We start from the raw sequence: 14269 nt of genomic DNA on the forward strand, positions 1-14269 counted from the left end.
TTATTATACTATTTTTATCAACGTACTACAATTATTTCTCGATAAACTCCTGTTTTTCGGGAATTTACCTTGCAATAGATTAGTTTGCAGCTATCGGGAACTTCACGTAAAACTTAACGTTCGCTGTTTCGTGTTTCGTGTGTAAATTATTATTGGAACTTCCCGTTTAAAAAAGTCGCTAAAGCACAGAGTGATTTTCCATGCCTTAGCGACTTAAATTTATTTTTTCATCTGCACATTATCTGACTTCAAATGAAAGTGCTGCTCGTTTTACTGTTCCGCTGCTGTCTTTTACATCTACATACAGGGTCTTCTTTCCTTTCGCTCCTGTTTTCCATGTGCAGATCGAGGATGTTCCAAAATCGCGGATCTTATACCAGTTTCCTTTATCATCGCAGATGATAAATTTATAAATATAGCTTCCGCTTCCTCCCGTTGCTTTTGCACTCAGTTTTACCTGTATTCCACTTGCTGCACTTCCGGATGGCGATGCGGTCAGGGTCGCACTGATTTCTTTATTCTGTACTGTAAATGGCATTTCTGCTCTTTTTACAGTTCCCGTACCGTCTTTGACATCCACGTACAGAGTCTTCTTTCCGGCTGCCCCCGGTGTCCAGCTACAGGTTGAAGATGCTCCAAAATCGCGGATCTTATACCAGTTCCCCTTATCATCGCAGATGATGAATTTATAAGTATAGCTTCCGCTTCCTCCTGTTGCTTTCGCATTCAGTTTTACCTGTGTTCCACTCACTGCACTTCCAGATGGCGATGCGGTCAGGTTGGCCGTCAATGTCTTGTTTGTTACTTCAAATACCATACCGGCTCTTTTTACCTCTCCATCACTGTCTTTGACATCCACATAGAGAGTTTTTTTGCCTGCCGCCCCAGGTGTCCAAGTATAACTGTTACTCTTTCCAAAATCCTGCAATCTATACCAGTTTCCATTTGCATCGCACACCAGGAACTTATATGTATAGTTTCCGTTTCCTCCGCTCGCCTCTGCCGTTAGTTTTACTTTACTTCCACTCACCGCATTTCCAGTCGGGCTTGCTATCAGCCTTGTCGTTAATGCCTTGTTCTTCACTTCGAAGGTGATTCCGGCTCTTTTTACCATTCCATTACTATCCTTGACATCTACATAAAAATATCGCTTTCCTGTCGTATCTGCTGTCCAAGTATAGGTATTACTATTTTCATAATCCCTCAGAACTTTCCAGTTCTGATTATTCACATCACTAATCCAAAATTTATATACAAAATTTCCACTTCCACCACTTGCACTTGCAATCAGTTTTACCTGATTTCCACTTACTGCACTTTTCGGGGGATTTGCAGTCAAATTTGTTTTAATGTCCAGTGACATTTCTTTTGTAATGTCAATTTCTCCAGTAACATAGTTTGCATGAATTAAAGTTCCCTTTTCATCTACCAAATTTTTACTACTATCATGCGGTGAAACACTAACTTGATATTTTCCAGCCTCTGCATTTTTATTTACAATAAAAGTAAGCCGCATCAGCGTACCATCGCCAATAACATTGCTGGTAGTATGCCAATCTACAACATTCTTATTTACAGAAATCTGCTCTTTTCCTCCCAAAAGCTCACCGGCAGTAACAGATTTCAAAGTCATTGTCATCTGATTGTAATTGATGTTATACGAAAATCCGGCAATGCCTGTGTTTTTCTTAATATTTACATTTACTGTAACTTCCTTTCCAACAGTTCCTTTGCCGTCGGAAACAATGATGCTCAGTTCATTTTGATTTTCAGAAAGTTTCGCAATAGAATTTCCTTTGATAATTAACTGATTACAATCTGTACAATAAATATCTCCAGTATATCCCTCTGTATCTGTTGTTGCTGGTTTTGCATTACGTATTTCTGTATGCTGATGACCTGTTGCTGAAATTTCTTCAATTTTGGTATTCTGACATACACTACAAGTATAGATTTTACTTCCCTTTTCAGTACAAGTTGGGGCTTTTATTTCTACGCTAGAATACGAATGATTTGCACATAGTATTGAAAAATTTACTCGTCTAGTATCTATGCTTCCTGAACCATTATAGACACTAAAATATGCACTATATTTCCCTGCGCCTAATTTCAATGCTTCAATTGTATATGTTGTTTCTGACTCCTGAGTTACTATCCTGCCTTTTCCTTCTTTATCAATACCAATTATCTGGCCTTTTGCACAAACTGGCGAAACAGATATCCTCACTGTGTCAGATAAATTGTACACCTCCTTTAAAGTTTTTACTTCACTATATTCAGGAGCACCAACTACTGAAAAATTAATCCAATTAGTATCTACACTTCCTGTCCTGTTATAGCATGAAAAATATGCACTATATTTTCCTTTTCCATACTTTGCTGCACTCATAACAAATTTCCCATCTTTAACTTCTTCGGCAACAATTTTTTGGTTCTCTTTATACATAGATATATAATAGCTCGTTGCATTATCTGCATATGCTGTTATTTCAACCGTATCTTTTAAATCATACCAATACTGTGACTGAACGATATTAGCATTCACCGGTTGGGAAATATCCTCCTTTATTGTAAAATCAATCCATTCCGTGTCTACACTGCCCGAACCATTATAAATGCTGAAATATGCGCTATACTTTCCCACGCCTAGCCTAGATGCTTCTATCGTAAATATCGAACCTGATTCCTGTGTTATTACCCTTCCTATACCTTCTTTTTCAATGCCAATAACCTGCCCTTTCGCACATATTGGTACCACCGATATATTAACAGTATCAGATAATTTATATTCCGTCTCAGAAACTTGCAATTCCGAATATCCCGGAAGCCCGACAATAGAAAAATCAACCCACGTCGTATCCACACTGCCTTTGCTATTATAACAAGAAAAATATGCACTATATTTCCCTTCCTTTAATTTATCAGCATCCATGCAAAACTTTCCACCCGACACTTGCTGCTCAACAATCTTTTGCTTATCCTTATAAACAGCTACATAATAATCCGTTGCATAATCTGCATATGCCGTTATTTCAACCGTATCTTTTAGATCATACCAATACTGCGATTGTGAAATTCTAGGATTTTCTGGTTTTTGAGTTGGGGTTGGAGTTGGAACTGGATCTGTAAAATTCGGTCTAATCACTCCCCAAAACTTTGAGTATGTATGTGTTACCTGTTTGCAAGAACTGCCTCTCGGCCAATTTTGATCCATTGATACAAAAGAATGCGAATTTGCAGACAAAATAATTGCAACATGCCCTGCACTACTTAATTCCGTCCCCCATACTGCAATATCTCCCGATTCGGGTACGAAATCTGGTGTATTTTTAATTCTCGTCCATCCATCTGGCAATGTATTACTTACATAATCACAACCATTTCCTTTAGCATACCCGGCTACTCCAAAATATGCATAATAGTATTGAATCAAATCTACACATTGTGCTCCATAAGCTCCATCATAATCAAGAAACTTTCCCTCCTGAGCATAAGCCCAGTTCACTGCCTCTTGCCTGGATTTTGAATTCTGCCCAACTGCAGGAACAGATACCTCTTCTATGCTTTCAACTTCATCATCTATTTCTTGCTCTTCATAACTTGAATCTACAAATATCTCCGGTTCTTCTACATTCTCTTCATAACTTAAGTTTGAATTTTCCTCCTCTGTTTTCTCATCAGAAAACTCATCTTCTTCACTGTCTACCGTCACATCCGGTATATCTTCTGTTTCATCCTCCACTGAAATTTCCACTCCATCAGAAAACTCACTGGCAAATACATCTACCGGCAGATTTACTGTAGACATTACCATCGCCGCACTTATCATGCAACTAAGCCACTTTTTCACTTTCTTCTTCATGTGTAAAATACCTCCTTTTTCGTTGAGCAGAGTATCGTTCTCCTCTCCTTTTTTCTACGTATTTCCATTATACCCCCCCCCGAAAAATTTTCGTCAATAGCAACTTCTCTGTTTTGTCTGTAAATTATTATTGAAACTTCCCGTTTAAAAAAGTCGCTAAAGCACAGAGTGATCTTCCATGCCTTAGCGACTTAAGTTTATTTTTTCATTTATACATTATCTGACTTCAAATGAAAGTGCTGCTCGTTTTACGGTTCCCGTACTATCTTTGACATCCACGTATAAGGTTTTCTTTCCGGCTGCACCCGGTGTCCATGTGCAAGTTGCGGATGTTCCAAAATCACGGATCTTATACCAGTTTCCTTTATCATCGCAGATGATAAATTTATAAATATAGCTTCCGCTTCCTCCGGTTGCTTTTGCACTCAGTTTTACCTGTGTTCCACTTGCTACACTTCCGGATGGGGATGCGGTCAGTGTTGCACCGATTTCTTTATTTTGTACTGTAAATGGCATTTCTGCTCTTTTTACAGTTCCCGTACTGTCTTTGACATCCACGTATAAGGTTTTCTTTCCGGCTGCACCCGGTGTCCAGGTGCAAGTTGAGGAAGCTCCAAAATCACGAATCTTATACCAGTTTCCTTTATCATCGCAGATAATGAATTTATACGTATAGCTTCCGCTTCCTCCTGTTGCTTTCGCATTCAGTTTTACCTGCGTTCCACTTATTGCACTTCCGGATGGCGATGCGGTCAGGTTGGCCGTCAATGTCTTGTTTGTTACTTCAAATACCATACCGGCTCGTTTTACGGTTCCTGTGCTGTCTTTGATATCTACATACAGATGTTTCTTTCCAGTTGCTCCCAATGTCCAGCTATAAGTGCTGCTCTTTCCATAATCCCGAAGCAGATACCAGTTTTCATTACTTTCATCACTCACCCAGAACTTATAGATATAGTTTCCACTTCCTCCATTTGCACTAGCTGTCAGTTTTACCTGACTTCCGCTCACCGCGTTTCCGGACGGTAATGCACTCAGACTGGCTGTCAATACCTTATTCTTTATTTCAATCACAATACCAGCCCTCTTTATCGTTCCGGCACTGTCTTTGACATCAGCATACAAATGTATCTTTCCAGATGCATCCGGAGTCCAGGTGTATGCATTGCTCTTTTCGTAATCCCGCAGAACTTTCCAGTTTTCATTATCTTTATCACTGATCCAGAACTTATAGGTATAGTCTCCACTTCCTCCGCCCGCACTGGCTGTCAGTTTCACCTGGCTTCCCACCACCACATTTCCAGATGGTGACGCAGATAAACTGGCTGTGACAGGACTCTTTTTTATTTCAAACTGACGGGTGACTGTTCCTGTATACTTTCCGATTCCTGTAATGGTGACCGTGGCAGTTCCTACATTGACGTTATTGCTGTAAGATACCTTAAAATCAACATCTTTTACCAATTCTATCATTTCTCGCTTTACAGATACGCCAGGAGTCTGTGCTTTTCCATTATAAACATACTGATCATTTGAAATCTGCACGGTTGCTCTCGATAAATCAAGGGGTACAAACGTCCATTTTTGACATGTGTTTCCATTTCCCACCCAAAGATCAACATTTTGTCCTTCATCTGACTTCCCATCATATACATCTAAATATAAACCATTTGACTTACAAATGATATAATATTGACCATTTCCAGCCGACTTCAGAATCCATTTCTGATTATCGCCTCCGTTCCAGCCATATTGCTGGACATTTGTCCCTCGTTTTTTTCCCTGCATTGGATCGCTGCTATAAGCGTCAAGGCTCTTCTGACAACTCGTATTAAGCATCTGATAACATCCATCACCCAGATATGTAATCTTATACGTATTATATTCTGAGCCGATTTCAATGTTTGCTTCATCCTGTACAGAATTTCCAGCTACATTCAAGCTCTTCTGGTTATCCAGTGCCGACTGAATTGTATAAATTCCATCCTCGATTTCCTGTTTTCCATCCAAACACGGAATTAATCGCCATTTCTCACTGGCTCCTCCATGCCCTGAATACACATCGATATTCGCATTATTCTCGGCTTTTCCACCATATACATCAAGATACAGCCCACATTCTCTGGAAATTATATAAAAATATCCATCTCCTGCTTCTTTAACGATCCATTTCTGATTATCGGCATCTGTCCAGTAAAATTGCTGGACATTGGCTCCACTCCCATTTTCATGATTATAAATATCCAGACATTTTCCACTATGGACTGCGGTGATTTTATAATAACCATTTCCCATGTATTCAAAATCAAACATCTGATTTTGATGATTCTCATTCTCATACAGCAGTACATTTGCCTCATCTTCAGCAGATGCATAGGAAACCGAAACAACAGACGAATTATCCAATGCCGTACATATCTGATATCTTCCATTCGAAATAATATCTTCTCCAGTCGGATAATTTACTGTTATCGTTGCAGAATTTTCCATACTGTTTCTATCATTATAGGCCGTTATGAATGCTGTATATCCTCCTTCTTTCAAATTATATAATGTGTATTCCGAATTTCCATCTACGGCTGTTGTAACAATCTGCTCACCCTTATACCAGACCACAAACCAATATCCTGTTGCATGGTCAACACTGTTCCATGAAAATTTTACAGCATCTCCAACAGTGTAACTGTCACTGTTAGTCCATATAGACGGAGTTGTCGTTATCGGATCAACAGGGGTTGGAGTTGGGTCTGAATCTGTAAAATTCGGTCTAATCACTCCCCAAAACTTTGAGTATGTATGTGTTACCTGTTTACAGGAACTGCCTCTCGGCCAATTTTGATCCATTGATACAAAAGAATGCGAATTTGCAGACAAAATAATTGCAACATGCCCTGCACTACTTAATTCCGTCCCCCATACTGCAATATCTCCCGGTTCGGGTACGAAATCTGGTGTATTTTTAATTCTTGTCCATCCATTTGGCAATGTATTACTTACGTAATCACAACCGTTTCCTTTAGCATACCCGGCCACTCCAAAATATGCATAATAGTATTTAATCAAATCTACACATTGTGCCCCATAAGCTCCATCATAATCAAGAAACTTTCCCTCCTGAGCATAAGCCCAGTTCACTGCCTCTTGCCTGGATTTTGAATTCTGCCCAACTGCAGGAACAGATACCTCTTCTATGCTTTCAACTTCATCATCTATTTCTTGCTCTTCATAACTTGAATCTGCAAATATCTCCGGTTCTTCTACATTCTCTTCATAACTTAAGTTTGAATTTTCCTCCTCTGTTTTCTCATCAGAAAACTCATCTTCTTCACTGTCTACCGTCACATCCGGTATATCTTCTGTTTCATCCTCCACTGAAATTTCCTCTTCATCAGAAAACTCACTGGCAAATACATCTACTGGCAGATTTACTGTAGACATTACCATCGCCGCAGCCATCATGCAGCTAAGCCACTTTTTCACTTTCTTCTTCATGTGTAAAATACCTCCTTTTTCGTTGAGCTGAGTATCGTTCTCCTCTCCTTTTTTCTACGTATTTCCATTATACCCCCCCCCGAAAAATTTTCGTCAATAGCAACTTCTTGTAAATTATGTGTAAATTATTATTGGAACTTCCCGTTTAAAAAAGTCGCTAAAGCACAGAGTGTTTTTCCATGCCTTAGCGACTTAAGTTGTACATTATCTGACTTCAAATGAAAGTGCTGCTCGTTTTACTGTTCCTGTACTGTCTTTGACATCCACATACAGGGTCTTCTTTCCTTTCGCTCCTGTTTTCCATGTGTAGGTCGAGGATGTTCCAAAATCGCGGATCTTATACCAGTTTCCCTTATCATCGCAGATGATAAATTTATAAGTATAACTTCCACTTCCTCCCGTTGCTTTTGCACTCAGTTTTACCTGTGTTCCACTTGCTGCACTTCCGGATGGGGATGCAGTCAGTGTTGCACCAATCGCTTTATTCTGAACTGTAAATGGCATTTCTGCTCTTTTTACGGTTCCCGTACTGTCCTTGACATCCACGTATAATGTTTTCTTTCCGGTTGCCCCCGGTGTCCAGGTGCAGGTTGAGGAAGCTCCAAAATCTCGGATCTTATACCAGTTTCCTTTGGCATCGCAGATGATGAATTTATAAGTATAGCTTCCGCTTCCTCCTGTTGCTTTCGCATTCAGTTTTACCTGTGTTCCACTCACTGCACTTCCGGATGGCGATGCTGTCAGGTTGGCCGTCAACGTCTTGTTTGTTACTTCAAACACCATACCGGCTCTTTTTACGGTTCCTGTGCTGTCTTTGATATCTACGTATAAATGTTTTTTTCCTGATACCCTTGTATTCCAGATATAAGTATTACTCTTTCCGTAATCACGAAGCAGATACCAGTTTTCATTATCTTTATCACTGATCCAGAACTTATAGCTATAGTTTCCACTTCCTCCGGTCGCTTTTGCACTCAGTTTTACCTGTGTTCCGCTCGCTGCACTTCCAGATGGTGCTGCTGTCAGGCTGGCTGTGACTGGACTCTTTTTTATCTTAAACTGTCGAGTCACTGTTCCTGTGTACTTTCCGATTCCTGTAATAGTGACTGTGGCAGTTCCTACATTGATGTTATTGCTGTAAGATACTTTAAAATCTGTGTTTTGTGTCAAGTTTACAGAATTTTTCTTTACAGATACAGCTGGTTTTTGCTCTTTTCCGTTGAAAAAGCATTCTATATACCCCAGATTTATCGTTGCATTCCTGATAGTGTCTTTGATGTCATCCAATTTCCATACCTGAAATTTTTGTGCACCTGTTCCATTGTCTTGCCACATGTTGAGATTTGTTCCATCCTGAGCTGCCTCCGGCCCTCCATACATATCAAGTGCATTCTCTCCACATGCTGCTTTCAGTTTGTATGCCCCGGAACTTCCATAGATAAACCATCTTTGTGCTGTATTTCCACTCCAGCTATTCATTTCTACATTTGTTCCATTTGCAGATTCGAAATTATGGACTTCCATACAACGGTCGTCCTCCGCGGATGTGATCTTATAGCTCCCATCACTTTGCAGTTCAAAGTGCCAAATCTGTCGAGGGCTGCCCTCTAATTTTCTGACATTTACATTTCCCCCATCATTTGTGGCATGCAGCCACGTCGCAGTATTGATCAGATATCCATAAAAATCTGATCCCAGATTGTTACTGCAGGTAAAACTTGCCGCTCCACCTTCCTTCCAGGTATTAAATCTGCTGTTTAATGTATATACCTTTACATGATAGGTTCCGCTTTCCAGCTTCGCCAGACAGCTTGTTCCCTGAACATTCCAGAATATCTGTAATACCTCTGTCTCACTCTCATTAAAGATGCGGATATCATATCCAGTTGCATTATTGCAGGCGCTCCATGAGATCTTTACATTATTTCCATCTGCATCACCATATTTTTCGACGGATGCCACCGTTGTTCCAAGATTGGGATCGTCCAGTTTCCATATCTGGAATTTCTGGGCACCGGTCCCATTGTCTTCCCACATATTGAGGTTTGTTCCCTCCTGGGCAGCTTCTGGTCCTCCATACATATCAAGTGCATTGCTTCCGCATGCTGCTTTAAATTTGTATTCTCCGGAACTTCCATAGATAAACCACCTCTGCGCAGAATTCCCATTCCAGTTATTCATCTCCACATTTGTTCCGTTTGCAGATTCAAAGTTGTGCACTTCCATGCAGCGTCCATCTTTGCAGGACGTAATTTTATAGCTTCCATCACCCTGTCGTTCAAAATACCAGATCTGATTTGATGTATCCTGCAATTTTCTGACGCTGACGTTTCCCGAGTCATCATTTGTAGCATGTAGCCATGTCGGTGTATTGATCAGGTATGCATAGAAATTTGTTCCTACGTCCACATAAGATGATGCCGAATCTGAACCAACCTGTCCATATTCTTTCCAATATCTGTTTCGTGCAAGATTTCCTCTGGTCACAGATACTGAACCATAATTCGCCGGTCGTTCAAAATAGTAGCACCAGTAATGTCCCGAATTATATGCTCCATCCGCATTGTTGGAAACACCATTGATGTAATTCCAGGTTGATTTATAATAATTCTGCAATTCCGTATTCAAATACTCCATCTGCATGGTCAAATCCCCAATGCTTCGGCCTGTTGATTTTGCATAAGATAATAACCGCTGCTTACGTCCGCTGGATGTCCACTGGCATAACCCATAACCTGCACTGTCGTTGACAAATCCTGTATAACTGCCGGAATCTACTGCTGAAGTATAGGATGCATCCGTATAGCCTAATGATTTTTCATATGAATTTTGAAGATTATTTGGAATAAAAGCAGATTCGCACTGTATATTTGCCAGAACGCCGCAGGCCGCTGCCGTGTTAAGTCCCATATTATTTCTTAAAAAATTATATACTCGCGTTTCATTTGCATTCCCGGTAACAGATCTGCTTTTTCCTGTCTCCTTTATAAATACGCCTATATATGGAGCCTCTGTGAGCAGATCAATGCTTTCATCCAGAACAAACTCTTCCTCATTCCATTTAGGACTGAATTGAAAATAATAATTGTCAGATGTCTCATAATCTTCTTCGATGCAATACCATGTAACACCCAAGTCAACAGGTTCTGCTTCATCCTCACAATAAACCTCTAATGTTTTTGGCATCTTTTCTATCACTTCATCCAAAGACGGTTTATTTGTTTTTGATACGTAAATATAATGATCTTCTATATCAAAATCAGCAAATCCAACTATCTTATGTATGGAAGAAACAAATTCTGTCTCTTCTTCAGATCCATCTGAAAACTCATCTTCTATCTCATCTGTTACTGTTATCGTTGAATCTTCAGCATTCCCGGCATCTTCATCAGAAAAAGTCTCTGGTGCCTCTTCCTCATTCATTATCACATCCGGTATGTCTTCATTTTCGTCTGCTTCCCAGATGTCTGCCTCATCTATAAGGTCATCGGCAAATACATCCACGGGCAAATTTACTGTAGACATTACCATCGCTGCAGTCATCATGCAGCTAAGCCCCTTTTTTATTTTCTTTCTCATGTGTAAAACAGCTCCTTTTTACTCATCTGCAAATAAATCTTCAAGCACCTCTGGTTCTTCACTTTCTGATTCTTCCGGTTCTACGTTATCCAGAATGTTTTCTTCTGGCTGTCCTGCTGCATCCGTCTCTCCATCAGAGAAGATCTCTACACTGATTGCTTCAAAATTCTCCGTGTTCTCTTCCTGTTTCATGCTCTTTACAGAATCAGTTACTGTAAATGTGATTCCCTGTCTTACGTAACTTCCGGACTTGTCTTTCACATCTACATATAAAGTTTTCTTTCCAGTTGCTCCCGGTTTCCAGACGCATGCATTGTCTGTGCTGTAGTCCTGCAGTTTGTACCAGTTTCCTTTGTCATCATTGATCAGGAATTTGTAAGTATACTGTCCATCTCCGCCACTAGCTTTTGCCATCAGCAATACATTGGAACCACTGGCAGCACTTCCTGTCGGACTGCTTGTAAATGTAACAGATACGCCTTTTGCTTTTACTTCATAAGACATCTGGGCTCTCTTTATGGTTCCTGTACTGTCTTTGACATCCACGTATAACATTTTCTTTCCGACTGCTCCCGGTGTCCATGTGCAGGTGGAAGACGTTCCAAAATCTCGGATTTTATACCAGTTTCCTTTGTCATCACAAACGATAAATTTATAGGTGTAAGTTCCACTTCCTCCGGTTGCTTTGGCACTCAGTTTTACCTGTGTTCCACTCACTGTACTTCCAGATGGGGATGCCGTCAGAGTTGCATTGATTTCTTTGTTCTGTACTGTGAACGCCATTTCTGCTCTTTTTACGGTTCCTGTACTGTCTTTGACATCTACGTATAACATTTTCTTTCCGGCCGCTCCCGGTGTCCACATACAGGTAGCGGATTCTCCAAAATCGCGAATCTTATACCAGTTTCCCTTATCGTCACAGATGATAAATTTGTAAGTATAAGTTCCACTTCCTCCGGCTGCTTTGGCACTCAGTTTTACCTGCGTTCCGCTCACTGCATTTCCAGATGGTTCAGAAGTCAGGGAAGCAGTCAGCTCTGCTCTTTTTATCTCAGTTTCTACACTGTAACCCTTACTTTTATTTCCGCATCCATCCCATGCATAGATACTTGTCGTATATTTGCCGACCTGATTCTCATAATCCTTCGTATTTACGCGATAAACGTATCTTCCATTTTCCAGCTTTCCACTATAGGAAGCCAGTACCTGCCAGTTGTTATTATTCGCATGCGGATTATCCTCTCCATACCAGGTTGGGAACTGTACTCTGTTGATTCCGGAATGATCATCTTTTACAACGCAGGAAACTGTATAACCGCTTTCTGACACATCTGTAACTTTTACATCAGAAATCACAGGCACTACTGCATCGACATAAGGAATTAATTTATCAATATATGCCGCATAATTTCCACACTTATCATATGCATATATGTCTGTTTCATAAATGCAGTTCACTTCTCCTTTATGGTCTGATACATTGATTCTACAGGTCGCTTTATTTCCGGATACGGTTCCTGTATGCCAGATAAGATCGTCCTGGCCATTGTTATGTGTCCATGTCGGGAACTGTACCTTAGAAATTCCACTGTTATCTGTCACTGTACATGTTACTGTATATCCGGTTGCAGAAATATCCGTTACTTTTGCATCCGATATTACCGGTTTTTCTGTTTCAAGATAAATTGGTGCTTCTCCGTCAAAACTATAAACCGTATAATTTCCTGCTGAATCGTATGCATATATATGTGTTCTGTATTTGCAGTTGGTCTGATTACCATGATCTGAGATATTTATCCGGCAGCTTGCCTTATTTCCGGATATCGTACCCTCATGCCAGAACAGATCATCCTGACCTCCATTTTCTGTCCAGGTCGGAAACGCCACTCTTGTTATTTTGCTGGCAATATTACATGTTACCGTATATCCTGTTGATGACATGTCTGATATTTTTACATTGGTAATAACAGAGGTATCCCCTTTGATATAAACAGCCTCAACGCCTTCAAACTTATAAACAGCTGAATTTCCCGCCAGATCATATGCATATATATGCGTTCTGTATTTGCAATTCGTCTGATTTCCATGATCCGAAACATTTATCCGGCAGGTCACTCTATTTCCAGAGATGCTTCCTGTATGCCAGAACAGATCATCCTGACCTCCGTTTTCGGTCCAGGTTGGAAATCGGACTTCGGAAATTCCAATATTGTCCGATACATCACAACTTACCGTATATCCTGTAGATGAAACATCTGAAATTTTTACGTTGGATATAGAAGGCGGTGTTGTGTCTTTTGGAACGGATATTGTCTTGGGGGATGCTCCCAGCATTGTATTCGCACCGGAACCAACATTGATTCCGTATGCCTCAACCTGAATTTCTCCACTTAATCCTGTCGTAAAAGTAGCATCAAATCCATGAAATGCATTCAATGCCGGATACGCACTGCTCACATCTGGTCTGCCCTTGTCTGCAACAGTCGTTCCAAGGCCCTTTCTTTCCCCATTCTGAACTGCATAAAAATGGACCTCTATCGGTTGATTCGGTGCATCCATATCCGCAGCCCATCCATGAACGGTTATCTTTCCGGTTTCCGCTGTTACTGTATCAAAAACTCCAAATGGGTTGTTATTTGTACCTGGATTTGTACCCGGGTTTGTGCCTGGATTTGTACCGGAACTTGAGCCAGTAAATCCCGGAGAAGAAATGATATAGCTAAAAGAATATTTTCCCCATATACTCGCACCTTTTTTTACCGTATTATCCCACTTTATGCCATTACTCCTGACTTTTGTTCCTCCACTATAGTTTCCATTCCCGTTACAATCCACAAATGTAATTGTATCCCCAGAAACATTTGTAACAAAAATAGTATGTCCTGAACCACTGGTGTTTCCATATTGTACCAGATCACCAGCTTTTACGCTGTTGATATCATAAACTTTGCCCCAGGTTGACGGCATTGTTCCAAAAACATTATACCCTACCAGTCTGGCAAATCCAAAACACTGATGTCCTCCATCAAACCAGTCATTCCACACACTGTAATTCGGATACCTATTTCTTAATTCATTAAGTTTATTATTAAAATCAGCTTCCGAAATTCCAACCTCTGTGCTGACTTCTTCATCAGCTCCAATCATAGTCTCTTCTGTTGCAATCTCCGCTTCTCCATCGCCAGAAACACTGGCAAATGCATTCACAGACAGGCTCATCGTTGACATTATCATTGCTGCAGCCATCACACAGCTAAGCCATCCTTTTATTCCCTTTTTCATTCTATACCACCTCTCCTTTTCGGAGTATTTAAAGCTGGCGATTCCATCATGAAC

General features: G+C 40.4%; 4 protein-coding genes. All 4 read right to left on the bottom strand.

The window, feature by feature from the left end; genetic code table 11:
• Positions 1-238: 238 nt before the first annotated feature.
• Positions 239-3862 (bottom strand): cohesin domain-containing protein, encoded by a 3624-nt coding sequence (locus KQI91_RS06235; RefSeq protein ID WP_216391995.1) that lies wholly within the window; start codon positions 3860-3862, stop codon positions 239-241.
• A 216-nt stretch (positions 3863-4078) separates the two neighbouring features.
• Entirely contained in the window at positions 4079-7354 is a 3276-nt protein-coding gene (locus KQI91_RS06240; protein ID WP_216391996.1) for an RICIN domain-containing protein, read from the bottom strand.
• 204 nt (positions 7355-7558) lie between these two features.
• A complete protein-coding gene (locus KQI91_RS06245; RefSeq protein WP_216391997.1) occupies positions 7559-10933 on the bottom strand; it encodes a phage tail tip lysozyme in 3375 nt (1124 codons plus the stop codon).
• Positions 10934-10951: 18 nt separating this feature from the next.
• A complete protein-coding gene (locus KQI91_RS06250; protein ID WP_216391998.1) occupies positions 10952-14215 on the bottom strand; it encodes a GBS Bsp-like repeat-containing protein in 3264 nt (1087 codons plus the stop codon).
• Positions 14216-14269: the final 54 nt, after the last annotated feature.

This window comes from Blautia sp. MSJ-19 (assembly GCF_018918125.1).
In the GTDB taxonomy this organism is placed as follows: domain Bacteria; phylum Bacillota; class Clostridia; order Lachnospirales; family Lachnospiraceae; genus Blautia_A.

What these genes read in the sequence shown, in the direction of transcription:
- KQI91_RS06245 (WP_216391997.1), bottom strand. Translation starts at nt 10,933, where the DNA reads ATGAGAAAGAAAATAAAAAAGGGGCTTAGCTGCATGATGACTGCAGCG.
- KQI91_RS06250 (WP_216391998.1), bottom strand. Translation starts at nt 14,215, where the DNA reads ATGAAAAAGGGAATAAAAGGATGGCTTAGCTGTGTGATGGCTGCAGCA.
- KQI91_RS06235 (WP_216391995.1), bottom strand. Translation starts at nt 3,862, where the DNA reads ATGAAGAAGAAAGTGAAAAAGTGGCTTAGTTGCATGATAAGTGCGGCG.
- KQI91_RS06240 (WP_216391996.1), bottom strand. Translation starts at nt 7,354, where the DNA reads ATGAAGAAGAAAGTGAAAAAGTGGCTTAGCTGCATGATGGCTGCGGCG.